Here is a 23569-nt window from a genome sequence, read left to right on the forward strand (position 1 = left end):
ACTGGATCAGGAAGCGCGGGACGCCGTCTTTCGCGATCTGGAAGCAGGAGTGAGGCGGAAGCGGGAGCGCTCGGAGGCCGGTATCAGGGAGGCCCACTCGGGGTGACCTCCCAGGTATCCACGGACGGTAGGACAGAACGGCATGACCGCCAACCGCCGCCGGTGCAGGTTTTCGAGCACGTTCCCTACGAAGTAGGTATCCAGGCGTGCGCGCTTGAAACGCTGCTCGATGGTCGTGTGCAGCAGCCAGATCTGGCCCTGCCGGTTCTCGTATTGAAGGTAGCCGACGTTGTCTCCGTCAACGTACAGCTCGAACCGGCTCAGCTTCATATTGTCGCGGACTGCCGTCCGCAGGCTTGTTGAGCGGTCGGTATAACGCAGGTCCATGTGAACTCCCACAGTCGAGAGGCTGGTGAGGCTCGCTGCTGAACCGTACAAACAACTATAGCGACAATCAGTAGGCTGACAAAGCAGCCCGCAGGTTCAGGCAATGGCGCGTTCAGGCGATGCCCGAGATGCTTTGACGGAAGGCGAGTTCGTCACAGGCGGCCTGGTAGCGCTCCAGGGCTCGGAGATCGGGCATCTCGGAATCCAACTCAAGGAAGAGGGCGTCGCACAACTCGGCAAGCCGGCGTTCCGGAACTGAAGAGAGATCGACGGGGAAATCGTCGTCGGTTTCGGTCCAGGCGGGAGCGTTATCCCCGGGTTCGCGGATAGATAGTAGAGGTGGCTCAATGAATGAGCGCGACTGAGCGTCCATGAGGTGGCACTCCCACAAGTAGGTCTTACTGTGGCTCGCTGCTGAACCTGTTGCCAGTCTAATCGGCTGCTATTTTGTGGCAACCCCGGGACCGGTTCACACACTGTATCTCTGCCCGGATGCCTGTCAGGCCAGGGTTTCAACCCGATTTCGTAAGCCGACTTTCAATAAAAGTAATAAGCATGCTTCCAATTAAGCGACTGATGTGCCTACCCTTGTGCAACCGGATACTTCGGACAAGCCCTCTGCAATCAATCTCGAGGAGATAAAATGATCACGCAGGAACATATCGACCGCATTCTTGATGGCAACGGGAACGTTGTGGACCAGGACGGCAACAAGGTTGGATCCGCGGGCCAGGTGTACGTGGATGACCACACAGGAGAGCCCAGCTGGGTCACGGTGAAGACGGGACTCTTCGGTACGTCTGAATCGTTCGCGCCGCTGCAGGGCGCTTCCATGGACGGCGATGATGTGCGCATTGCCTACACCAAGGACCAGGTCAAGGACGCACCTAAGGTTGACCCGGACCAGAATTTGAGCGAGGCGGAGGAAGAGGAACTCTACCGCCACTACTCCCTGAACAGGCCAGGTGGAGGTTACGACGCCGCCGAACACGGTACGTACTCGGGCACCACCACCGGGTCGGACGATTTCCGTGACTCCAATCCCGGCATCGCAAGCGCCGGCGAGAGGGACCGCTACGACGCGGACCGCGGTGACCGAACAGTTGGACATGACACTTCCGGGCCCACCACGGATGATGCCATGACCCGGTCCGAGGAACGGCTGCATGTCGGCACGGAGGAGCAGGAGACCGGGCGTGCCCGCCTCCGCAAATACGTAGTGACGGAGAACGTCACCAAGACCGTGCCGGTCCAGCGGGAGGAAGTGCGGGTCGAGCGTGAGCCGATCACCGACGCCAACCGCGGCGACGCTCATGATGGACCCGCCATCAGCGAAGAGGAGCACGAGGTGACCCTTCACGAGGAACGACCCGTCGTGGAGAAGGAAGCTGTGCCGGTGGAGCGGGTGCGCCTCGACAAGGAAGTTGTCACGGACGAGCAGACCGTGAGTGAGGAAGTGCGTAAGGAAGAGATCGAGACAGACGGCGACGATTCCCGTCGCGGGCTCTGACCGGGGCGGCGTCCGGCAATGAACGAACGCTGGTTTCGCCGCGTGTTCCGGTGGGTAGGTGCTGGACGCTCGGAAGCTACGCTTCCGGGCGTCCAGCCACATGTGGAGCGCGCTGACATCAACGAGCGGGTGAGGCACCTCAACTCCGCACAGCTGTGCCGGGCATGGCGAATCAGCTTCCTGGCTGTCATCAGCGCCAAGACAGCGGCGGAACTGGAAGAGCTCGCGCGGAAGCGGCGGCTGTACCTTGAGGAAATGGAATCGCGGAATCCCGCCGGCTTTGCGTGCTGGCTGGCAAGTTCGCCCGCAGCATCAAGTGACCCGGAGCCTTACCTGCTCCACCAGGATGCAGGGCGGCGCCGGTTCGGCTCGCTCTAGGGTGAATCCGTCGGACTTGCGGTCACTACAACGTTCTTGCCCCAGGGATCTTCGGTGTAACAGCTGATGAGAACAAGCCTGTTCGGCGTGATATCCCAGATATTGCTGTCCTTGAGGGTGTCCTTGTCATGAGTGACAATCGAATCGACTACGTAGTGCTGCACACCGGAGCCGGTGTGCAGCACTATTTCGTGCCCCACCTCCACATCGGTGCTTATGCGGTTGAACGGAGCCTCACGATCCTCCCAGCTGTGTCCGGTGATGTACGTGGTGTCGTTCGATCCGCGCCCGGGCATGCCGAATGAGGTAAGCCAGTAGCCGTCCATGGTGAACGGTGGGACGAGGGATTGTGACGCCTCGTCTGCCGAGGTGGGAGTGAGAGGTAAAACTGCTACATCGATGCCGGCGGATTCCACGATCAGCCGCTCCGGAGCGGCGGCACGAGGTTTCGGAGCGGCTGCCTGGGTGGTGGCTGCCTGGGTGGTGGGACTGGGGCTGGCTTCCGGGGCGGGCGTGGGCGTGGCACTGGCAGCCATGGTTGCGGGGCGCGCCGTCTCCTCCGGGGCTGCCTGTGGTGCAAATGCACCGCTGAGCGCTGTGGTGGAAACGAGCGCGCCCAACACTGCTGCCCCCGCAACCCATAGCCGCATTCGCGGCCGGGGAGCGGGGGCAGCAGCGTCACGCTGTGTAGCTGTCATCGAGTGGGTTAGGCCCGGCCTGCGCTTCGACGACGAACGACGACGACGGCACCGGCCGCTGTTACCGCACCGAATCCTGCCAGCCCGGCCAGGAGGGCGAGGTTCGCGGGATCTGTGGGTCCGGCGTCGTCCGCTGCGGTCTGAATGTTCAGGCCACGCTGCTGCGGAGCGGCTGGCCGGGCGACCGGCGCGTGCGCGACCGGCGCGTGTGCGACCGGCGCCTGAGCTACCGCCGCGGCCGAGCAAGCAGCGATGACTGCGTCGGCCAGAGCGATGAGGTCCTGCGGGTTGGAGCCCTCGGTCAGACTGAGGCGGACGATGGCGTCATCGAAAGATGCCGCTGCCGTCTCGACCTGCGCCTCAAGAGCAAGGATCTCCGGAGTGCCGTAGGCAGCGTCGAAAGCCTCCACGTAAGCCTGCTCAGCCTCGTCGTACCTCAAGAAGGCGTCCTCCAACGCTGTTTGCGCTGCGGCTTCATCTGCCTTGGCCGAAGCGGTGGCAGCCACCGCAATGTCGTGCCGCGCCTGTGCCTGATCGCGCTGAGCCTCAGCTTCTTCCAGCGCGGCAGCGTCGCCCGGCGGAACGTCCAGGACTGCTTGTTTTGCCGCTTCCAATTCCGCGAGGGTGGTAGCTTCGGCCGATTGGGCTGCGGTCAGAAGCGCCACGGCAGCGTTGACTACTTCCGACGCCTCGAAAGTGGCGGCGTCGGCAGCTTCAAGAGCAGCAAGTTCAGCGGCCACGGCGAGGTCAGCTTCCACGTAGAGAGGCTCGAGCTGCGCTCCGAGTGATTCGAAAGTAGCTATTGCGGCGCGAAGTTGATTTGCCAGAGTGATATCGACCGATGCGACTCCGATGTGTGTCTTCAGCGCAGCCTGAGCCGTGAGACATTCAGCCGATCCGGGAGCAGCAGATGCGGGCGCAGCCGTAAGCACCGAGCCTGTCGCGAGAAGTGCTGAGACACCGACGGTGAGCAGGCAGGAACGAGTATTCATATGTGTTGTCTTTCGTGAGAAGCCCCCAAGTCCCCCTTGAGCGGCGCGCGCCGCTCGCACTTCGCTAACGCGGCTGCTTTTCGGCTGCACTTATTGGACCACGCGGAAACTGTTTCTGCTAGTGGTTTAGAGTGTTTTTTCATGAGTCGAATCATCGCCGGGGCCGCAGGTGGCACTACGCTGACCAGCGTCCCGGGCCAAGCGACGCGACCCACCACTGACCGGGTCAAGGAAGCCTTGTTCTCCCGCTTGGATGCCTACAACGTTCTGGCCGGCGCGCATGTGCTGGATCTCTTCGCTGGATCTGGGTCGCTGGGGGTGGAAGCGGCGAGCCGGGGAGCTGCAGCCGTGGACCTTGTCGAGTCTGCGGACCGGGCTGCTGCCGCCTGCCGTACAAACGCCGATGCGATGAACCAGGTCCTTGGCTGGACCTGCGTTCGCGTGCACCGATCGAAGGTTGAGACCTATCTGAATCGGGTCCCGGAAGACGCACTATGGGATGTGGTGCTCATGGACCCGCCCTATCCGCTCGAGGACGCGCCACTGGTGACCATCCTGTCCACTCTTGTTCCGCACCTGGCGGAAGGGGCCGTCGTCGTGCTCGAACGTTCCTCGCGCTCAGGGGAGCCGGATTGGCCCGACGGGATTGAGCGCTTCGCCGACAAGAAGTATGGCGAGACCCGGCTCTGGTACCTGGAACCGGTCTAACGCTTCCGCCGTTCAGTCCCCCCGGTAGCCGGGGCACTGATCTGACTACCTGATCTCATCTAACTCTCATCTCTGGTTCATCTGCGCCCCATGCAGCCTCCGTACGGTGTTTGCAGGACACGAAAACGGGACCCAGAAATACGAAAGCTAGGGGCATTCATCATGCGGTTATCGGTCATCGGATGCGGGTATCTCGGAGCGGTGCATGCGGCGTGCATGGCGAAGCTGGGGCACGAGGTGGTGGGCATCGACGTCGATGGTGCGAAAGTTGCGGCCCTGAGTGCCGGGGATGCTCCCTTTTTTGAGCCAGGGCTTCCGGAATTACTCGCTGAGGCGCTTGAAACTGGCCGGTTGCGTTTCTCAACCGACATCGCCGATGCGGCCGGCTCCGCTGTGCACTTCATCGCGGTCGGCACACCACAGAAGCGAGCAGAGAACGGAGCAGACCTCAGCCATGTCTATGCGGGCGTCGACGCACTGTTACCCCATGTGAATGCAGGCGACGTTGTGGTGGGGAAATCCACCGTTCCCGTTGGTACTGCCCGCGACCTTTCCGTACGTATCTCCGAGGCATGCCCTTCAGTGACGCTGGCCTGGAACCCGGAATTTCTGCGCGAGGGCTTCGCCGTCAAGGACACGCTGGAACCGGACCGCCTGGTGTACGGGCTGGATGATGCAGCCAGTGGTGCTCAGCTGATCCTGGATGAGGTGTACGCTCAGGCGCTCGCTGGAGGGACCCCGCGATTGGTGATGGACTATGAGACAGCTGAGCTGGTAAAGGTATCCGCAAACGCCTTCCTGGCCACGAAGATCTCTTTCATCAACGCAATGGCGGAAGTCTGCGAGGCCACCGGAGCTGATGTCTCCATGCTTGCGGACGCCATTGGCCACGACGCACGGATCGGCCGGAAGTTCCTCAACGCAGGTCTCGGGTTCGGTGGTGGCTGCCTCCCGAAGGACATCCGCGCTTTCATGGCGCGAGCGGGTGAGCTCGGCGCCGATCAGGCCCTGACCTTCCTGCGCGAAGTCGACTCTATCAATATGCGGCGGCGCGCCCGCATGGTGGATCTGGCGCGGGAGGTCTGCGGCGGGTCGCTGCTCGGGCAACGGATAGCCGTTCTCGGTCTGGCTTTCAAGCCCAACTCCGATGACGTCCGTGATTCGCCCGCCCTGAGCGTCGCCGCCCAGTTGCAGCTTCAGGGAGCGGCGGTCACAGCTACCGATCCTCAGGCCGTGCCGAACGCGTCGCGACGCTTCCCTGACCTCGCCTACACCGCCTCTGTTGAAGAGGCCGTCCAGAATGCCGACGCTGTGCTGGTGCTGACCGAATGGGAGCAGTACTGCGCGCTGAATCCAATGGATCTCCGTGCACTGGTGGCTCGTCCAGCGATCGTGGACGGACGAAACTGCCTGGACCCGGTGGCCTGGCGCGACGCCGGCTGGACCTATCGGGCGCTCGGACGTCCAAAAGCCGCCGCCGTACCCGCGCCCACCGCTGCAGCGCGTTAGGTCTTGAGATTCAGAACCTCAAGCTCAACATCGATGCCGAAGAAGTCCTCCGGGCGTCCTGTCGCCACTTTCATGCCAAGGACCCGCGCCGTGGCTGAAGAAATAAGGGTGGCCAGCGGGAAGGTCCCGCCGTCAGGGTGCGGGGCAAGGGCAAGCGCTGCAAGTTCGCGAGCCGCCTTGTGGTCGAACGGAAGTACCCGGCGTTGTAGGACACCTTCCAGCGCATGGTGCATAGCGCGGTATCGGGCCTCCCTGAACAGTATGTTGGGTGATCTGCGAATTGCCGCGTAAACCTCGGCAACGGCGATTGCGGACGTGTGCGGTTTGCCGGTAAATCGCTTCACCCATTCCTCGGCTTCGGTATTGTCCGTGCCGATCAAGGTCAGCAATACGTCCGAATCCAGAATGATCATGCTGCTGACACCCGCCTATGAGTGGCCGCCGATGAACCCGGAAGTGCCGTGGGAATCGGCTCCCTGAGCATGCGGAAAGGGGAGCGCCGGGGCGGGAGCTGGCTGATAGTGAGGCCGGCAAAATCGATCCGCACATCTGCCATATCGGTGTACCAGCGAGGTAGCGGCATCATCGAGAGCGGATAGTCCGCCAGCCGCGATTCCCAGGGCAAGGCCGCGAACTGATCGAGTAGTGCTCTGAGCTCGGCCTGCAGCGAGCGTCCATTCGACGCCGCTAGCCGTTTCAGCTCATCGAGCGTGTGTTGATCGACGTTGCGGATACTGATGCTCGGCATAGGTGTTCCTTCCAGAAGGGTGCATGTACTGGATGCGTTGCATGCATTGAGTGCAGTACATGCACCCTTCTGGAACAAGGCGGTCCCCCCGTAGCTTTACGGTGGCTGTGTGGAGGAGCGGTGCTGCTACTGGTTCCGTTCCGAGCCGCGATTGATCCGCCGCGCCAGATCGACAACGGCGCCGCCTCCCAGGACGATCGATCCTGCGACCGCGGCAAGCATGAGGTAGAGCCACACAACGCTGCCCACGGCGTTCTCCGGGACGCTGAGCATCTCGAACCACTCCAACGACCCGCCGATCCAGAAAGCTGCCACTGCGATCAGCACTATCACTGCAGGTGCACAATCCCAACGCAGAATCCCGCTTGCCTTTGTCTTGACTGTCTCCTCGAGTTGCTGCGTTCCCATGAGTCCAGTATTGAACAGCTAGCTGAGCATTCCGTGTCGTGTCGTCGTGTCGTTAGCTAATCGGGACAGGTCCGTTACCCGGCGTTAATCAATACGTCGGTCGTTACCTCGGAAGAGGGGTCAGGCAGGCATTCCTGAGAGGAAACTGCGTTTGCCAAGACGCTCCTCAAGCTCACTGAACCACGTAGATGCCATGTCCCGGTAGGGCGGCCTGAACGCATAAACGCAGGCCAGCCGAAGAGCTGTCGCTGCAGCATAGGCCTCAAACCGCGGGAAGGGTACCGCCAGGACCTCGGCCACTTCGTGGATATAGTGACCGCCAACGGTCGCGGTGCCAGCAGGCAACAGTCCCTGGGCCTCCCGGAAATTCAGGTGAATCGCCAGGTTAGCCAGGTCGAGCGCGGGCTCAGCGAGGGCAAGTGTGTCGCAGTCAATGATTCCCACCGACCGGGTCCCCGGGTCTACTAGAACCTGTTTGTCGTGCAGGTCACGGTGCGCAAGTCCGGCGGGCGAGGAACTATTGAGCAGGGACGTGCCGACCGACGCCGATACGCGGCGAAGTCGGTCCTCCGATACACCGAGAGCATCGAACTCGACTGCCAGTCCAACCCACCGTTCGAGGGTGCGGACTTCATCCTGCGCTGAATGAATCCGTGCGGCCATGGAAGGTTCGTTGCTGATAGACGTGCCGACGAAAGCGGGCCATCGTTCTGCCCAGAGTGCCCAGGCACGGCTCCACGCGTCCAGCGGCCTGGAGCCATGGTCGGAGCCGACACCGGAAGCCGACCAAGTGCCGGCGTCCAGACCTCTACCCAGATCGTGCAGGCTCACTCCGGGTACGGCAGATAACGTGATGCTGTGTTCACTGGCAGCTACCACATCGGGCGCAACAACTCCGGATCCAGCCAGCCCGGCAGCAGCCGCCAGATGTGCGTCTCTGACAGCGGCGGCCTTCCCACCCGCAAGAAACTTCGTGTACCGCCCGTCGGCGCGCACGACGGCGCGCCGCTTCAAACGGTGCACCAGCAGTTCTCCTGAAGGATCGGCATCCAACCCGGGCAGTGCGCGATCGTCGCGAAACGGCACCAGGGACGCGCAGCCCTCGGCATCGATGCGGCCGGCACGGATCCGACCAGTTCGCGGTTCCCGGCCTTCGATGACCAGACTCCCGTCACTGCGGGGCCAGACGCGGTGGATACGAACCGGCGGACCGCCGTCGTTCGGCAACTCAACCGGTATGTGCATCACCACAAAACCTCTTCAATCATCGTGAGACGGCGGTCGACCTGCTGCCGCCAATCCGGTGCACAGGCGCGGAATGGTTCGCGAAGCCGGTTCAGCAGGTGAAAGGCGGTCCACGCCACTGTCTCGGAGTCATGTACGGTGGCACGCCCGGTGCCGTACCCATTGAGCAGGGCAGCCGTTCGCGGCAGCCCGAGGACGTTGCGGCCGTCGGCCATGGGGGATTCCAGCGCCTCGGCGGCGGCGAAGCTACCCAGGTCCGACGCTGCGGCACCGTAAGTGCTCCACTCGAAGTCGATCAACCGTACCTGCCTGCCGTCCACGAGCACCTGGTCGGCCGAGAAATCTCCGTGGATTACCGCAGCCCTGCCCGGCTGGCGCAGCAGAGCCTCCAGCTCCGCGGACACTCGCTCCAGGCGACCCCCGTTTTCCGGTATCAGCTCGGCATTCTCACGGATGAGTGAACGAAGCCGTCCTGCAGGTGCCCGCCACGCGTGCGTCTTGTGGATCGGTGCTTGATCGTGCAGTAGGGCCAGCGCTTTACCCGCGGACCGGGCAGGCAGTTCCGCAACCTGAAGCGGGACGGTGCTGAGGTCTCCGGAGCCGTACCACGGCAGGTACTCAAGATGCTTGGAGGTAGGTAGGCCCGGCGGCAACAGTGCCGAGTCGAGAGGAAGGACGACGGGCACCCCGCCATCCGCCAGTTCAGAGAGCATTCCGTGGGTAATAGAGTGTCCGCCCGCACTCGCCCTTCCTATGAGACGCGGGGTGCCAGCGGCATCCACGCTGAACACCAGGCGCCGGAACGGGTTGTACTTGAGCACTCCGAGGCCCGGCGACGGCACCTCCAGGCCAGCCCGCCTGAACCCACGAAGCACCGGGTACAAGCGCGGATCCAGCGCGATCGGCCCGCTTGCCAATATTCCGTCATCAAGTGCGAAGCGCTCCCACGCCACATCCTGGGTGAGCGCGCGCCGGAAGGTTTTCTCCAGCTTCACCGACGAATCGGTGCTGTACATCGCCAGCCAGCGGACGCCGCCGTCGTCATCGTGGAGACGCGCGACCGCCGACCTGCCGCGCTTCCAACGCAGGTGAGCGGCACGTACCGGACGTTTGAACAGGGAGCTCAGCGCGTCCGGATCGAAGAGCAACTCGAGTGATCGGAGGTGGGAGTCAAGCGGAGTGCGCAGGCTGCTCATGGCACGCTCCCAGCCGGCACCGTTGCGGTCGTACGGTTCTGAGCGGAAGCGCGTTGCTCCTCGACCCAGCGTGCAAACAGCGGGTAACGCAGCAGCTCCTCCGGTGATCCGTCCAGCAGCACCCGCCCGTCCTGAAGCCAGAGCACGCGGTCGCTCTGCAACGCCACGGAAGCCTCATGGGTCACCGCTACGGTGGTTCGTCCCGCGCTGAGCGTCGTCAGGGCGCCGAGAACCTCGGTCCGCGCGTCATGGTCCAGCCCTGTCGTCACTTCATCGAGGAGCACCACCGGTGCATCGCGCAGAATGGCGCGGGCAATCGCGATACGTTGCCGCTGCCCCCCGGAGAGAGTCCCGCCGCGCTCGCCGACAGTCGTGTCGTAACCCTTGGGAAAGCTGGTGATGAAACCATGGGCCTGCGCCAGGTGCGCTGCCCGCTCAACCTCGCCGTCCGTCGCTGACAGGCGCCCGAAACGGATGTTCTCGCGGATACTGCCGGTAAACAGGACCGCCTCCTGCAGGACGAGGCTGACGTTCGATCGGAGGGAAGCGAGTGTGATGTCGGTGAGGTTCACGCCGTCGAGGCGCACTGAACCGCGCTCCGGATCCATAGTGCGCACCAGGAGGGACAGCAGTGTGGACTTGCCGGATCCGGACGGTCCCACGATGGCCGTGGTGCGGCCCTCCTGCAGGCATAGGGTGAGATCGGACAGGACCACCCGCCCCTCATAGGATGCCGAGACGTGGCGGAACTCGAGCTCGCCCCACACCTTGCCCAGCGGAAGGGCCGTAGGGGAGTCGGTGATGTCCACCGCCTCGTCGAGCAGTTCGGCCACGCGCTCGCCGGACGCCGTGGCGCGCGCGATCCGGCCGGTGTACTTCGCGAGGTCCCGTAACGGCTTCATGGCAGTCTTCAAATACATCAGGAAGAGCACCAGGTCACCCGGCGTCATGGCTCCCTGAACCACCCGCCACCCGCCCCCGGCAAGGACGACGGCGGTCGCGACGCCCACAATCACATCCGTCCTTCGCTCCAGGGCGGCTGCGAGGCGGCGGGACCTCACGCCGTCCTTGAGAGTTTTCTGGTTGCTGCTGCCGAACCGGTCGGACAGCGCCCGTTCCAGGCCGTACGTCTGTACAACCCGGATGGCGCCCAGGCTCTCCTGGGCGGTGTTCGCGAGGGAACCTTCACCCTTGCGGGTAAGCCGTGCAGCCACAGTGATCTTGTCCGTGCTGATTCGTGAAAGGAGCAGGAATCCCGCGCATGCGGCGATGACCACCAGTGCCAGCAGCGGATCGAGCCAGAACATTACTCCGGCCATCGCAACCAGGGTGATGCAGTTGGCCAATAGCGGCATACCGGCCGTGACGGCGACCTCCTGGAGCCTGCCGACGTCGCCGACCAATCGCTGGACCGTGTCGCCGGTGCGATTGACCGAGTGGAACCGCGCGGAGAGGGACTGGACGTGATCGAACACCTTAGCTCGCAGTTTGGTAGCAACCCGCGATCCGACCAGAGCGAAAGCGAGTGTAGCGAAGAAGTTGCAGACCGCGCGCATACCGGTGAAAAAGACGAGGGCGGCGCCGCAGGCCAGGAGCAGCAGGGGAGTCGCCTCCGGTCCGGTGCCTGCAAAATCAGCGCCCAGGCTCCGGGTGACCGCGTCCACCACAAATTTCACCGGCCACGGTTCGAGGACCCGGAACGCGACCTCACACAGCAGCACCAGGACACCGCCGGCCATGAGCAGTCCCTGACCAGACAGATGCGGCCTGAGGATCTGCAGCGTACGACGAAGGGCTGATTTCTCGGGTATGACGACCGCCTTAGTCATGCCGGCACCTCCTCGGTGATGCGGTTCAGGACGGTGTCCCAGCTGTGACGATCAGTCGCCGCTGCCCGCGCGGCGGAGGACATCGCCGCCCGGGCAAGCGGTGCCGAGGCCAGCCCATCAATGGCTTCAGCCAGCGCGGACGGATCGGACGGTTCGACCAGAAGTCCGGTGACGCCGTCGTCAATGATGTAGGGCACCTGCCCCACCCGGGAGGCGACAACGGGCAACCCGGCGGCACAGTATTCGTAGATTTTCAGCGGGGAGAAGTACTGGTCGCCGTGGCTCGCGCGTGGGTACGGGGCAGCCGCGATCGAACATCCGGCGAGGGCCTTTGGAACGTGCTCCGGTGCGATTGCGCCGGTGAACTCAACGTCGGCCCCCACCCTCTCGGCCAGGCCGCGCAACTCCGCCCCCTGTGGGCCGTCCCCGACTATGCGGAGCGTCCACTCGCGCGATCCCGCAGCCTGCGCTTCTATCAGCGTTTCCACCCCGTGCCAGGGCTTCAGGGTTCCGACGAATGCAACGACCGGCATGCCGGGCGCTTCAGACGAGGGGCGGATGCGGTGGATGTTGACGCCGTTGGCAACTGTGCGGATCCGCTCATGGTGCTCCGGGTCAACGCGATTTCGGACCCAGTCGGCCACCGGATCGGAGACACAAACAGTTCGGGTCGCGGCGCCGACCTGTTCCCGCAAAGCCGCGTGCGCCGCGGTTTCATCAATCAGACTCCGGTGGGTCCGCTGTTCCTCGATCAGCGGCGCGTTGACCTCGAGGAAGCCAGGAACCCGCAGTTGACCGGTAACGCGCGCAAGCGTGTCGCTGAACAGCGAGTAGCGCTCGTAGACGGCATCCGCGCCGTCGTCCAGAATCCGCTGGGCGAGTTCAGCGGCAGCGGCAGCCTGTGAGTTCTCACGGGCTGCCCCTTTCCCGGTTACCGGTACGACGACGACGGTGAGGTCCGCCAGGTCAGCCGGGACGTCGCTGCCGGGCCGCGTGCAGTACACCGTCACCTCCGCGCCGCGGTTCCGCCAGGCCCGGACAATTTCCTGAACGTGCACGGACGCACCCTTGGTGCCGAACACCGGCACACCCGGGTCGATGCACACATAAGCGATGCGCTTCATCGGACCACCGCCTCGAGTTCGGGGGAAGTGAAGCACGACGACGATACGGATGACGGATGCTCTGCGCGGACGGGAGGATCTGCCTCCGCCGCTGCCGTCCCGCACAAACGCTGCAGTTGTGCGGACTGCGAGCGGGAATCAAAGCAGCGTTCAATCAATGACCGGGCAGCCAGAGCGGTTGCCATCCGGTCGAACGAGTCGGACGCCGTCGTCCGCAGCGCCAGAATCAGGTCCTCGACGTTACCGGCGCGGACAAGCAGACCGGTGGCGGCGCCGTCCATTCCGCCGAGGACCTCCGGAATCCCGGTGACGTCCGACCCGATGCAGACCACACCCATCGCCATTGCCTCAAGCAGCACCGTCGGCAGTCCGTCGGCGTTGCCGTCTGCCCCGATGATGCAGGGAGCGGCGAATACATCGGCCCATCTCAGGAGTTCGATGACTTCGCTCTGCGTGCGGGGGCCGAGGAGGTGTATTTGGTCGCTCAAGCCGAGGAGCCTGACGCGGTCGGCCAGGCTATCAGCCAACTCCCCACCTCCTGCTATGCGCACGTCTACCTGGACGCCGGAGCGCACGAGCGCCGCAACAGCGTCAATCAGGAGCGAGAAGCCTTTCTTTTCAACGAGCCGTCCAACTGCGGCGATCCGGAAGGGCATGTGGACGGGAGCGGATTCCCTGAAAGGGAAGCGGCTGAGCTCCAGCCCGTTGTAGACGCGGTGGAGCCGGCCCGATGCGGCCGGCGCAAGGGTTGAGAGGTACCGGTAGTTGAAGTCGCTCACGGTGACCGTGTGGTGCGCCGCCTGTATGAGGCGGATGAGTTCAGCCTGGTCAACCTGCTCGTGGTAAATGTCCTTGGCATGGGCAGTGAAGGAGAATGGAACGCCCGTGAGCGCGGAGGCAATGCGGGCGGTGCGTGCTGCGATTGATCCGAAATGGGCGTGGAGATGGGTAATTCCCCGCTCAGTTACCCGGGTTGCCAGTTCGACGCCCTGGTGCACCTCAGATGCCTCGCATTCAGCGAGATCGGGCAGGAGAGCGGCGAAGCGCTGGGCGAAGTTGGGGATCACGTTGTGGGCGGCGGCGATGATGGGCCAGCCCTCGGACAATTTCTGCGGGCGGGCCACGTAGGTAACGGGCGCCTGGACCCGGGCCAGTTCGGGGTGGAAGCGGGGGTCAACGGGCGGGCGAAGCGAGAAAATCTCAAGGTCCTCGCCCGCTGCTTCACGGGCGAGGATTTCCGTGACAATGAAAGTTTCCGAAAAGCGTGGGTAGATTTTCAGGACGTAACCGACGCGCCCCTCGTTAGACAGCTGCATGACGGGTCCAATCCGTGCGTCGTTCGGAGCTGCCGTCCGGCTGGGCCAGGAGCTCGGATGCGTACTCGTAGGTTGTTGCGAGTCCATCGAGGTTGACTCCATCGCGGGCAACCTCCTGCCCGCCCACTTGCGCCCACCAGGTGGAAAGCGTGTCCGGGGTGAACTCGTCGGGGTGGCAGAAATCGAGCAACCGGTGCCGGGCCAGGCCGCGTGCGCGAATCAGCTGCTCCCGGCGCGGGTGGACCCGCGGCACAATCAGCGCGGGGGTGGTGGTGCTCATGATTTCGCACACGGTGTTGTACCCGCCCATGGCGACGACAGCCGCCGCCGACTGTATCTCTGCAAGGGCGTCCCGCACGGATCCGACGACATGCGTGCGGGGGCCGGCCGCCGCCTCAACCTGTGCACGGTCGCCTTTCGGCATCTGGGGACCGGTGACAATGAGGTGCTCGAGCCCCTCCGGGAGCCTGGCGCGGGCGGCGGTCAGGGTTACGTCAAGACCGTCGGATCCGCCGCCGGCCATCGTGACGACGAAGGGAACACCGGTGGCGCCGGTACGAGGCCGGACCGGACGGCCGAGGGAAAGGTATCCGGTGTGCCGCACGAGGTGGGCGAGGCTGCCCGGAATTTCGCCGGAGCGCACCGGATCGTGGACCAACGGATCTCCGTAGACCCAGAACTCATCGAACGTCCCGTCCACCTGCTCCAGATCCAGTGCGGCCCATTCACGTCGTGCAGCCGAGGGCCGGTCGAGAACTTCGCGCAAGCCGAGCACTACCCGGCACGACGGACGCTCGCGCCGCAGCTGCTCCAGCCCTTCTGCCAGTTCATGCTCCACTCCAAACGGATGCCGGTCCACCACCACAAGGTGAGGACGGAAGTCGTGCAGCACAGCGGTGATCAGGGATGACCGAAGTTTGATGATGTCCTTCTGCTGGACACTCAGGTGGCGGGCTTCATAGCCTCCCGTGCCCTTCGCGATACCCGGCACCACCACCCAGTCCCACTCCTCGGGGATTTCGAAGCGGGTGGCTGCGGCGACTCCCGTGACCAGCACTCCGCTCACCGTCCGGCCTGCCCGCCTGAAGCTGCCGGTGAGAGCATGCGCCAGCGCGAGGTTGCGGCGGGTATGTCCCAACCCCTGGGAATCGTGCGAGTACAGGACCACGCGAAGCGTCCCGCGTTTCTGCGCTCCGGCCGTCGTGGACCTGCTGTCCTTCACCGTCATGGCTTGCATCCAACTTTCCCCGCAGCCAACTGGAACCGCAGGTTTCCCATTTAGCCAGCCGGCTATGAGACGTCGGTGAGCTATTCATGAGAGAGCTCTCATATGAAGTGGTCTGTGGAGCGGAAGTTAGTGGGTGCACGTAGGAGTGCCCGTCCCCTGCAGCCACAGATGCAGGGGACGGGCACTATTCATGCCGGAGCGGCGCTACCGTGGCTGGTAGGAAAGGCAGTCAGCCAGATCAGAACCGGACCCGATCTTCACGTCGTGCTTGTTGCACATGAGATGGCTGTTGTGAACGCACTCGTTGCGTTGGCAGGCACCCACATGCGCAAGGACCATCGGCAGGCCGCCGGTCTCCGAGGTATCGATGAAGGTTGCGCAGGAAGCGTGCTCGGGACTGCCGCTGACTGTGATGGCATACGCGGTGCAGCCGTCGTGGTTGAAGGCGCAGGTGTGAACGGTGCAATCGGATACTTCAGTGACTTCCGTTGTCATGATTCCTCCATCAACGGTGATCGGAAAATTGTCCGTGCAGTAGTTCAACGGTACTGCGGGTTATGGCCCGTGACACGGGTTCTTTAGCGCATGAAAACTGCGCGTAAATCAGCGCTTTCTACCGGCGAAATCCGTGTAGTCGGCGCCGGTCAGGAGTGCGGCCGGATGCGGTCCCGCAGCCGCAAGGGGCGCCGTCCACGCCGGGTTCCACCATGTTGACGCCGCCAGCACGATGTTTCCCGCGTGCTGCCCGGTGAACATGGCGGTCTCGCCCAGCGCCGCGACGTCGTACCCGGTCTCCAGCAGCAGGCGCGCCTGTTCGCGGGCGAAGGTCAGCGGAGGATCATCGCCTACGTTCACAAGCACAACGCCGCCGGGTGCGGCCGCCCTGGTGAGCAGGCGGTAAACCTCCGGCGTGGCCAATTCGGTGGCCCCGTCGGCACCGGAGAACACATCGAGAACGACGGCGTCAAACGCACCTTCAGTGCAGGCGGCGAGTGTGTCGCTCGCGTCTTCTACCAGTAGCTCGCAGTCGGTACCCGGTGGTAGCGGCAGGTGCTCCACCACGAAAGCAAGCAGTTCCCGCTCGCGCTCGACGGCAACCTGGCGGGATCCGGGACGGGTGGCCTGTACGTAACGGGCCAGGGTCAGTGCACCTGCTCCGAGGTGCAGGACGCGTATCGGCTCCCCGGCTGGCTTGAACACGTCAAGGACGTTCGCGATCCGGCGGAGGTACTCATAGAAAACGTTGTGTGGATCGGCGAGGTCGACGTGCGACTGCTGCGCACCGCCGATGCTCAGGATGAAGGCGCCGTCGTTATAGGCATCCATGTCAATTTCAGCATGCGCACCTGCCGCGCGGAGGTAGCGGGACGGCACGCTCACAGCCGCTCCCGGAGCGAGGACAGGCGGTGTACCGCGTCGGCGAGCACTTCCTCCTTCTTGCAGAACGCGAAGCGCAGGAGTGAGCGGGTGCGCCGTGCTCCTGCCTCATGACAGAACACCGGAACGGGGATTGCCGCCACACCAACCAGTTCCGGCATGCGCCTGGCCAGGGCGACGGCATCGGTGACGCCGAGCGGAGCTGCATCGACGACGGTGAAGTAAGTCGCCTGCGGGGTGAAGACGTCAAAGCCGGCGGCACTGAGGCCTTCCCCCAGGAGGTCCCGCCTGTACCGGAGGGAGTCGGCGATCGAGCGGTAGAAGGAGTCCTCCAGGCCCAACCCGAGCGCCACAGCGCCCTGGAACGGAGTGCCGGAACTGTAGCTGAGGAAGGATTTCACGCTGCGGACTGAATCCACCAGGTCAGCAGGCCCGGTCAACCAACCAATTTTCCAGCCGGTCACCGAAAACGTCTTTCCTGCTGAGGAGATCGTGACTGTGCGCTCCCATGCACCGGGCAGCGTGGCTACCGGGATATGTGTCGCTGCGAACGTCAGATGCTCGTACACCTCGTCGGTGACAATGATGGCGCCGAAGCGCTCGGCCAGTTCAACGATGCGAACAAGCGTTTCTCGGGTGAACACGGTGCCCATGGGATTATGCGGGTTATTCACCACGATCACCCGGGTACGCTCGCTCATGGCGGCTTCAAGGGCTTCCAGATCCGGTTGGTACGCCGGTCCGACCAGCGGCGCAGTGGTGTGCCGGGCTCCGCTGAGGCCGATGATGGCACCGTAGGAGTCATAGAACGGCTCGAACGTCAGCACCTCGTCCCCCGGCCCGGCGAAGGCGAGGATTGACGCGGCTATCGCCTCAGTGGCGCCCGTGGACACAACAACTTCCCGTTCGGCGTCAACGGGCAGTCCGTAGAAGCGCTGCTGGTGAGCTGCAATCGCCTCCCGGAGCACGGGGAGCCCACGCCCGGGGGCGTACTGGTTCATACCGGAGGCGATGTTCTCGCGGGCGGCATTCAGGAGGAGTTCAGGCCCGTCCTCGTCCGGGTAGCCCTGGCCTAGGTTGATCGCATTGTGCTGTCCGGCGAGCGCCGTTATCTCTTCGAAAATAACGGTTCCGAGGCTGCCGTCGGGGGAGAGAAGGTTTGCACCCCGGGCGGTTCGCTGCCAACCGGAGAGTTGTCCTGCCGCGGCGGATTGGTTCGATTCCATGTCATCCAGTATCCCGAACCCGCGCTTCCGGTTGGGACACACGACTGAAAACCCTCCTCTCACGCGGTAGATTCGTTGTATGCGTCGAGCCGTCTGCCCTGGATCCTTTGACCCCATCCACAATGGGCATCTCGAGGTTATTGCCCGTGCCGCCAGCCTTTTCGACGAAGTGATCGTCGCGGTCTCCACCAACTACGCCAAGAAGTACCGGTTCGAGCTCGAGGACCGGCTGGAGATTGCCCGCGAAACTCTCACATTCCTCCGCGGCGTTTCTGTGCTGCCCATGGGCGACGGACTCCTGGCGGATTTCTGCCGGAAGCAGGGTGCAAACCTGATCGTCAAGGGCGTGCGGTCAAGCGCGGACTTAGAGTACGAGCTGCCGATGGCTGCAATGAACCGCCAGTTGGCCGGAGTTGAGACCGTGTTCATACCGGCGGAGGCAAGCTACTCGCACCTCTCGTCGACGCTTTTGAAGGAGGTTGCGGGCCTGGGCGGTGACATTTCGCCCTTTGTTCCCAAGGCTGTGCTCAAGCGGCTGAACGAAGATGCTCACTGAATTGCCTACGCTTCAGTAGAATCAGGACTACCAGTGCCGGGCGGACAAAAGAGGACACAGTGGGCAAGAGCCGAATCAAGCCTCAGGACACGTTTCCTGACAACCTGAATCAGCTTGAGGATAACCAGGTAGAGGTCCTCAACAGCAAGGTCCATCGTCAGCTTGAGGTCGAGTACGTCGAGGAAGGCACCCCGGACCCGGAGACGGAACACCGGCAGGAGGAACTGAACGAGGAACTTGATGACAGGGACCTCCTGTCGGAGGTTTCCACCGAGCACACCGGGCCGGCGTCTTCAGACCACGACGCCGGTGCGCCGCAGGTTGCTGGTTCGCCCGAAGATGCTGTCGATCGGAAAGCCGACAGCCGCTGAGGGCTCAGCGCAGATAGATCTCAACTTCGGCGGACTTCACGCTGAAGTACACCTCTGCCCCCGGCAGCAGGTCGAGTTCCGCTGCAGACGCTGTGGTGATCTCCGCGCTCAGATGATCGGCCCGCACAGTGGTGCGTCCGCCGTGCTGCTCGAGGTCAGTGATGGTCACGGCCAGCACGTTCCGCGGACTACCTGTCGGTCGGAGCCGGTGGACCGCCACGGCGCGCGGGCTGAAGACGGCAGCAGCCTCCTCGCCCGCCGGAAGATCCCGATCCCGCAGCGCCGCCAGCTGTACGCCTCCCGGCGTACGGAGACCATCGCGCGTTGTCGTGCCGGTCATGAGGTTCACCCCGGCGAGTCCTGCAGCGAAGCTGCTGCGCGGCCGTTCGAGGACCAACCTGGTGGGTCCGTCCTCAACGATCCGCCCGCCGTCGACAATCACAACGCGGTCGGCCAGCAGCAGAGCGTCGACGATGTCATGGGTGACAATGATCGCGCTTCGCCCCTCGAGTACCCGTCGGAGCATCCTGCGCACCATTGGTGCCACCGAAATGTCCAGTGCAGCCAATGGCTCGTCCAACAGCAGAAGCGCAGGCTCAGCGGCCAACGCCCGTGCAACGGCCACCCGTTGCGCCTGTCCGCCGGAAAGGCTCACCGGCCGGCGGTGTGCAAGATCGGCTGCATCCACTTCTCGAAGCCAGCGGTGGGCTTCTTTGCGGGCTGCGCTCCGTGGTACGCCGGCGCACCGGGGGCCAAAGGCAACGTTCTCCAGAACCGAAAGGTGCGGGAAAAGCAGCGCATCCTGCGCCAGCAGGGCGATACCGCGGGTATGCGGCGCAAGCCACTCGCCGTCGTCGTACAGGGTTTTTCCATCCAGGGTGGCCGAGCCACAGTCCGGGCGAAGCAGGCCGGCCAGCACGCTGAGCAGCGTGGATTTCCCAGCGCCATTAGGCCCCATGAGCGCTATCGTCTCTCCGGTGGCGAGGGAGAACCGGACGTCGAAATCCCGGGCTGGAACGCGCGCGGTGAAATCCAGGCTCATGGTGTACTGCCCTCATGAATCCGGTGCGCCACGGCGACCACCAGCACCGCAACCGCGACGAGCACGAGGGACAACGCCACCGCGGCGTCCGGGTCAGTCTCCCGCTGCAGATAGATTTCGAGCGGCAGCGTCCGGGTGACGCCCTGCAGGCTTCCGGCGAACGTCAGCGTCGCCCCGAACTCTCCGAGGGCGCGCGCGAAGGACAGCACGGCACCGGAAACGATTCCGGGCCCCACGAGGGGGAGGCTTACCCGCCGCAGCACCGTGGTGGGTCCCGCCCCCAGCGTCGCAGCGACGGCCTCGTACCGGGTACCTGCAGTGCGCAGGGCGCCCTCGAGGCTCAGCACGAGGAACGGCAGCGCGACAAAAGTCTGCGCCAGCACGACGGCGGCGGTCGAGAACGCGATGTCCACCCCTAACACCCGCAGCGACTCGCCAAGCAAGCCCTGCCTGCCAAACGTGTAGAGCAGAGCGATACCGCCGACCACAGGCGGCAGCACCAACGGCAGGAGCACGAGCGCCCGGAGGACGCGCTGGCCCCTGAACCGGGTGCGCGCGAGGGCGAACGCCATGGGTACACCGAAAAGGACGCAGAGCAACGTACTTGTTCCTGAGGTCTGGAGGCTCAGGAGCAGCGCGGCGCGTGAGGAGTCGGAGGCTACCAACTCTGCGAACCGGGACCAGTCCACGCGAAGAACGAGTGCGGCGAGCGGCACAATGAGGAACAGGGCACCCGCCGCTGCGACCGCAAGAAGCCAGCGCGGCATTCCGGAATAGACTCCGGTCACTGGTCGGGCTTCCCGAAGCCGTGGGAGGACAGTATCTCCTGGCCGCTCCCTCCAAGGACGAGGTCAATGAAGTCCGAGGCCGAATCCCCGCTGCTTCCAACCGCTGCGATCGGATAGGTATTTACTGCCTGCGCGGCGGCATCGAACGGTACGCCGTCCACGGCGCCGCCCGAGGCGTCAACATCGGTGACATAGACCAGCCCGGCGTCGGCCTGCCCGGAGGAGACCTTGCCAAGGACGTCGGTAACCGAGCCCTCCTCGCTGACGGGCTCAAGCCAGACGCCGCTTACTTCCTGCGCTGCCGCAGCCGCGGCTCCGCAGGGCACCTGCGGAGCGCACAGCACCGTGGCAATACCAGGCTCTGTGAGTGACTCAAGAGATTCGATGCCGAGCGGGTTTCCCGCTGCCACTGCGATGGTCAGCACGTTGGTGGCAAACGTCTTCGACGGCGAGGCCAGCAGGCCCTCGGCAGCTACCTGCTCCATCGTGGCAGTATTCGCCGGGGCGAAGACCTCGGCGGGCGCCCCGGCGATGATCTGCGTCGCCAGGTCCGATGATCCCGCAAGGTTCAGTTGCACGCTCAGCCCTGGATGGACGGCTTCGAATTCAGTGGCGATTTCCTCAAAGGGGGCCTGGAGTGAAGCGGCTGCGTAGACGTTGAGGACGCCATCCGCCGCCGGATCCGTGTTGCTGCAGGAGGCAAGGGCACACACGACGACGACGGCGCTCACCAGCCTGCGCAAGCGGCGCGTCACCGGGGGCCGCCGGCTGATCGGGGTTGAGAGGTGAAATTATCCGCTGATGTCTCAACGATGACGTTAGTTGCTTTGATGACAGCGACAGCAACGGTGCCCGGCTCTATCCCAAGCTCGCGTACCGCTTCGCTGCTCATCAGGGAAACAACCCGGAGCGGTCCGCACTGGAGCTCGACCTGCGACATCACTCTGTCGCTGGTTACCTCTGTCACCAGCCCCACAAAGCGGTTGCGGGCGGACGTTGCAACACCGTGCGGGTCTGCGGGAAGGACAGCGCGATCGCGTGCCAGGCGTGCGAGCTCCAGTCCGTCGACAGAGAGGACACCCGATGAGCGCTTAGCGCCCAGGATTCCATCGTCGATCCAGCGGCGCACGGTATCGGTACTGACGCCCAGAAACTGCGCGGCGTCTCGGATGCGTACATGAGTCATAACATCCAACCTATCGTGGTATGTGCAACCAAATGACCCGTATCTGAACAGATTTTTCCATCCCGGTCGAGACCATGGCGGAATGGGTTTGGGGCGGGGCTTGGTTTCGGGCTAAGATGGTTCGTCGGTCACATGTTCTACAGGAGTTTTCATCAAAAGCGATCTCAGTTCGCCCCTGGTCTTCAATGTCAGGGATCTTGGGCGCAGCCCGGGGAGCATGCGGACAGTCGAAGAACATGTGCCCGCGCCGAAAGATTTTGGTGTGGCGCTCATCGGCGTTCAGGAAGGCTCCAGCATGGAGTTGGACCTGAGGTTCGAGGCTGTACACGAGGGGATCCTGGTATCGGGAACCGTTGACGTCGAAGTATCCGGCGAATGCGGTAGGTGCCTGGACCCGCTCAGCTACGGCACCAGTGTCGATGTGCAGGAACTCTTCTACTACGACGCCCCTGAGATGGCGGAGGATGAAGAGGAGGACCTGCAGCGTCAGGTCGAGAATGACACAGTCAATCTCGAACCGGTGCTGCGGGACGCAGTAGTGACATCGCTGCCGTTCCAACCGGTATGCCGGGAGGACTGCCAGGGTTTGTGCGCTGAATGTGGTGCTCGCCTGGAGGATGACCCCGGACACCGGCACGAGGTCCTTGACCCCCGCTGGGCTGCTCTGACAGGGTTGGCCGGTGCGGCCGCCGGCCCTGAGGCAGCGGAACCAGAAGTTAAGACAGAGTCAGACAAGAGAGAAGAGAGTTAGTCGTGGCTGTTCCCAAGCGGAAAATGTCCCGCTCGAATACGCGTGCACGCCGGTCCCAGTGGAAGGCTGTTGCTCCCAAGCTGGTGAAGACGGTGGAGAACGGTCGCGTCACTTACAGCCTTGCCCACCAGGCCAAGGTTGTCACCGATTCCGCCGGCACTGAGTTGTTCCTTGAGTACAAGGGCCGCAAGGTAGCCGACGTCTAAATGCCAAGAGCACCGGTTTACGGTGCTTGAGGCTTCGATCGCGAAAGCGTCGCCGCGTGGAGAGTTCAGAAGATCTTTTGAAGCGTCTCGGTGTCACTATTGACGCCGAGACGCTTCGTCTTGCCCTGACACATCGGTCCTATGCGTATGAACAGGGCGGAATCCCTACCAACGAACGCCTCGAATTCCTCGGCGACTCCGTCCTCGGGCTTTCGGTCACGGACGCTCTCTACAGGGACAATCCTGATCTTTCAGAGGGTGAACTCGCCAAGAGGCGTTCGGCGGTGGTGAGTACCCGCGCCCTCGCGAAGATTGCCCGCGGCCTCGATCTCGGGCAGCACATCCTCCTGGGACAGGGAGAGAAGCTCACCAATGGCTGGGACAAATCCTCAATTCTTGCTGACACCATGGAAGCCATCATCGGCGCCACCTATCTCAGCAACGGCATGGAGACCGCACGGTGCCTCGTCATGCGCATCATCGGTCCGGTGCTCCGGGACGCCGCAGCCCTTGGCGCCGGAACGGACTGGAAGACCAGCATCCAGGAAATCGCCGCGGCACAGCGCATGGGGGTTATCGACTACAAGGTGACGGGTTTCGGGCCTGACCATGACCGCCGGTTCGAGGCCGTCCTGGTGATCGGCGGAGCGACCTACGGCTCAGGTTCCGGGCGCTCCAAGAAGGAGGCCGAGCAAGAGGCTGCCTCTGCCTCGTGGAAGCTCCTTCAGCCTGAGGTAAACCAACTGCCTCTCGCACACGCGGACGCACAGCTCCGCCACTCCACGTGATC

General features: G+C 63.7%; 29 protein-coding genes. 9 read left to right on the plus strand and 20 right to left on the minus strand.

Features of this window, described 5'->3' with window-relative positions:
- Window positions 1-6 precede the first annotated feature (6 nt).
- The gene (locus tag ABFX19_RS09310) at window positions 7-387 is read right to left on the minus strand and encodes a GNAT family N-acetyltransferase (RefSeq protein WP_346028172.1); all 381 of its coding nucleotides are present in this window, start codon (window positions 385-387) and stop codon (window positions 7-9) included.
- A gap of 112 nt (window positions 388-499) precedes the next feature.
- Entirely contained in the window at window positions 500-760 is a 261-nt protein-coding gene (locus ABFX19_RS09315; RefSeq protein ID WP_346028173.1) for a hypothetical protein, read from the minus strand.
- A 270-nt stretch (window positions 761-1030) separates the two neighbouring features.
- On the opposite strand from ABFX19_RS09315, the gene ABFX19_RS09320 reads away from it, so the two are divergent.
- A complete protein-coding gene (locus ABFX19_RS09320) occupies window positions 1031-1897 on the plus strand; it encodes a YsnF/AvaK domain-containing protein (RefSeq protein WP_346028174.1) in 867 nt (288 codons plus the stop codon).
- A gap of 18 nt (window positions 1898-1915) precedes the next feature.
- Window positions 1916-2275 carry a hypothetical protein gene (locus tag ABFX19_RS09325; RefSeq protein WP_346028175.1) on the plus strand — a complete coding sequence of 120 codons (360 nt, stop codon included), beginning with the start codon at window positions 1916-1918 and terminating at the stop codon, window positions 2273-2275.
- Here ABFX19_RS09325 and ABFX19_RS09330 read toward each other — a convergent pair.
- Window positions 2272-2973, minus strand: a complete 702-nt coding sequence (locus tag ABFX19_RS09330) for a class F sortase (protein ID WP_346028176.1) — start codon at window positions 2971-2973, stop codon at window positions 2272-2274. The genes ABFX19_RS09325 and ABFX19_RS09330 overlap by 4 nt on opposite strands.
- Before the next feature lie 8 nt (window positions 2974-2981).
- Window positions 2982-3965 carry a hypothetical protein gene (locus ABFX19_RS09335; protein ID WP_346028177.1) on the minus strand — a complete coding sequence of 328 codons (984 nt, stop codon included), beginning with the start codon at window positions 3963-3965 and terminating at the stop codon, window positions 2982-2984.
- A gap of 141 nt (window positions 3966-4106) precedes the next feature.
- Between ABFX19_RS09335 and rsmD the strand changes: the two genes are divergently transcribed.
- Both rsmD and ABFX19_RS09345 read left to right on the plus strand, forming a co-directional pair.
- Window positions 4107-4673, plus strand: a complete 567-nt coding sequence (rsmD, locus tag ABFX19_RS09340; RefSeq protein ID WP_346028178.1) for a 16S rRNA (guanine(966)-N(2))-methyltransferase RsmD — start codon at window positions 4107-4109, stop codon at window positions 4671-4673.
- A gap of 162 nt (window positions 4674-4835) precedes the next feature.
- Window positions 4836-6182 (plus strand): UDP-glucose dehydrogenase family protein, encoded by a 1347-nt coding sequence (locus tag ABFX19_RS09345; RefSeq protein WP_346028179.1) that lies wholly within the window; start codon window positions 4836-4838, stop codon window positions 6180-6182.
- On the opposite strand, the gene ABFX19_RS09350 is transcribed toward ABFX19_RS09345, so the two are convergent.
- The 12 genes from ABFX19_RS09350 to ABFX19_RS09405 all read right to left on the minus strand — a co-directional run bounded on the left by ABFX19_RS09350 (window position 6179) and on the right by ABFX19_RS09405 (window position 17879).
- Complete coding sequence (locus ABFX19_RS09350) at window positions 6179-6595, minus strand: type II toxin-antitoxin system VapC family toxin (RefSeq protein ID WP_346028180.1); 417 nt, start codon at window positions 6593-6595, stop codon at window positions 6179-6181. The genes ABFX19_RS09345 and ABFX19_RS09350 overlap by 4 nt on opposite strands.
- Window positions 6592-6930, minus strand: coding sequence for a FitA-like ribbon-helix-helix domain-containing protein (locus ABFX19_RS09355; RefSeq protein ID WP_346028181.1), 339 nt, complete (start codon window positions 6928-6930; stop codon window positions 6592-6594). The genes ABFX19_RS09350 and ABFX19_RS09355 overlap by 4 nt, the downstream gene beginning before the upstream one ends.
- Before the next feature lie 126 nt (window positions 6931-7056).
- Complete coding sequence (locus ABFX19_RS09360) at window positions 7057-7338, minus strand: hypothetical protein (protein WP_277359083.1); 282 nt, start codon at window positions 7336-7338, stop codon at window positions 7057-7059.
- A gap of 120 nt (window positions 7339-7458) precedes the next feature.
- Window positions 7459-8583: a phosphotransferase gene (locus ABFX19_RS09365; protein ID WP_346028414.1), complete on the minus strand. Its 1125-nt coding sequence runs from the start codon at window positions 8581-8583 to the stop codon at window positions 7459-7461.
- Window positions 8583-9779, minus strand: a complete 1197-nt coding sequence (locus ABFX19_RS09370; RefSeq protein WP_277359084.1) for a phosphotransferase — start codon at window positions 9777-9779, stop codon at window positions 8583-8585. Before ABFX19_RS09370 ends, ABFX19_RS09365 begins: the two co-directional genes overlap by 1 nt.
- A complete protein-coding gene (locus tag ABFX19_RS09375) occupies window positions 9776-11608 on the minus strand; it encodes an ABC transporter ATP-binding protein (RefSeq protein WP_346028182.1) in 1833 nt (610 codons plus the stop codon). Before ABFX19_RS09375 ends, ABFX19_RS09370 begins: the two co-directional genes overlap by 4 nt.
- Entirely contained in the window at window positions 11605-12732 is a 1128-nt protein-coding gene (locus tag ABFX19_RS09380) for a glycosyltransferase family 4 protein (RefSeq protein ID WP_346028183.1), read from the minus strand. The genes ABFX19_RS09375 and ABFX19_RS09380 overlap by 4 nt, the downstream gene beginning before the upstream one ends.
- Window positions 12729-14048, minus strand: a complete 1320-nt coding sequence (locus tag ABFX19_RS09385) for a glycosyltransferase family 4 protein (RefSeq protein ID WP_346028184.1) — start codon at window positions 14046-14048, stop codon at window positions 12729-12731. Before ABFX19_RS09385 ends, ABFX19_RS09380 begins: the two co-directional genes overlap by 4 nt.
- The gene (locus ABFX19_RS09390) at window positions 14035-15285 is read right to left on the minus strand and encodes a glycosyltransferase family protein (RefSeq protein ID WP_346028185.1); all 1251 of its coding nucleotides are present in this window, start codon (window positions 15283-15285) and stop codon (window positions 14035-14037) included. Before ABFX19_RS09390 ends, ABFX19_RS09385 begins: the two co-directional genes overlap by 14 nt.
- A gap of 195 nt (window positions 15286-15480) precedes the next feature.
- Window positions 15481-15771 carry a DUF1540 domain-containing protein gene (locus ABFX19_RS09395; RefSeq protein WP_056548383.1) on the minus strand — a complete coding sequence of 97 codons (291 nt, stop codon included), beginning with the start codon at window positions 15769-15771 and terminating at the stop codon, window positions 15481-15483.
- A gap of 108 nt (window positions 15772-15879) precedes the next feature.
- Entirely contained in the window at window positions 15880-16656 is a 777-nt protein-coding gene (locus ABFX19_RS09400) for a spermidine synthase (RefSeq protein WP_346028186.1), read from the minus strand.
- The gene (locus tag ABFX19_RS09405; RefSeq protein WP_346028187.1) at window positions 16653-17879 is read right to left on the minus strand and encodes an aminotransferase class I/II-fold pyridoxal phosphate-dependent enzyme; all 1227 of its coding nucleotides are present in this window, start codon (window positions 17877-17879) and stop codon (window positions 16653-16655) included. The genes ABFX19_RS09400 and ABFX19_RS09405 overlap by 4 nt, the downstream gene beginning before the upstream one ends.
- 79 nt (window positions 17880-17958) lie before the next feature.
- On the opposite strand from ABFX19_RS09405, the gene coaD reads away from it, so the two are divergent.
- Both coaD and ABFX19_RS09415 read left to right on the plus strand, forming a co-directional pair.
- Window positions 17959-18435 carry a pantetheine-phosphate adenylyltransferase gene (coaD, locus tag ABFX19_RS09410; protein ID WP_346028188.1) on the plus strand — a complete coding sequence of 159 codons (477 nt, stop codon included), beginning with the start codon at window positions 17959-17961 and terminating at the stop codon, window positions 18433-18435.
- A gap of 59 nt (window positions 18436-18494) precedes the next feature.
- Window positions 18495-18806 carry a hypothetical protein gene (locus tag ABFX19_RS09415; protein ID WP_277359091.1) on the plus strand — a complete coding sequence of 104 codons (312 nt, stop codon included), beginning with the start codon at window positions 18495-18497 and terminating at the stop codon, window positions 18804-18806.
- Between the two features lie 4 nt (window positions 18807-18810).
- Here the strand turns inward: ABFX19_RS09415 and ABFX19_RS09420 are convergent, their stop codons facing one another.
- The 4 genes from ABFX19_RS09420 to ABFX19_RS09435 are packed head-to-tail and all read right to left on the minus strand — an operon-like array spanning window position 18811 to window position 21822.
- Window positions 18811-19848 carry a sulfate/molybdate ABC transporter ATP-binding protein gene (locus ABFX19_RS09420; protein WP_277359092.1) on the minus strand — a complete coding sequence of 346 codons (1038 nt, stop codon included), beginning with the start codon at window positions 19846-19848 and terminating at the stop codon, window positions 18811-18813.
- Entirely contained in the window at window positions 19845-20615 is a 771-nt protein-coding gene (locus ABFX19_RS09425) for an ABC transporter permease (RefSeq protein ID WP_277359103.1), read from the minus strand. Before ABFX19_RS09425 ends, ABFX19_RS09420 begins: the two co-directional genes overlap by 4 nt.
- Before the next feature lie 17 nt (window positions 20616-20632).
- Entirely contained in the window at window positions 20633-21391 is a 759-nt protein-coding gene (gene modA / locus ABFX19_RS09430; RefSeq protein ID WP_277359093.1) for a molybdate ABC transporter substrate-binding protein, read from the minus strand.
- Window positions 21388-21822, minus strand: a complete 435-nt coding sequence (locus ABFX19_RS09435; protein ID WP_346028189.1) for a TOBE domain-containing protein — start codon at window positions 21820-21822, stop codon at window positions 21388-21390. Before ABFX19_RS09435 ends, modA begins: the two co-directional genes overlap by 4 nt.
- A 217-nt stretch (window positions 21823-22039) precedes the next feature.
- Between ABFX19_RS09435 and ABFX19_RS09440 the strand changes: the two genes are divergently transcribed.
- The 3 genes from ABFX19_RS09440 to rnc are packed head-to-tail and all read left to right on the plus strand — an operon-like array spanning window position 22040 to window position 23567.
- Complete coding sequence (locus ABFX19_RS09440; RefSeq protein WP_082566049.1) at window positions 22040-22573, plus strand: YceD family protein; 534 nt, start codon at window positions 22040-22042, stop codon at window positions 22571-22573.
- 2 nt (window positions 22574-22575) lie between these two features.
- On the plus strand, window positions 22576-22779 hold the full coding sequence (rpmF, locus tag ABFX19_RS09445; RefSeq protein WP_056548281.1) for a 50S ribosomal protein L32: 204 nt from the start codon (window positions 22576-22578) through the stop codon (window positions 22777-22779).
- A gap of 56 nt (window positions 22780-22835) precedes the next feature.
- Window positions 22836-23567, plus strand: coding sequence for a ribonuclease III (gene rnc, locus ABFX19_RS09450; protein WP_056548283.1), 732 nt, complete (start codon window positions 22836-22838; stop codon window positions 23565-23567).
- Window positions 23568-23569 lie beyond the last annotated feature (2 nt).

Origin of the sequence: Arthrobacter parietis (genome assembly GCF_039530425.1) — a bacterium.
GTDB classification, from domain to species: domain Bacteria; phylum Actinomycetota; class Actinomycetes; order Actinomycetales; family Micrococcaceae; genus Arthrobacter_D; species Arthrobacter_D parietis.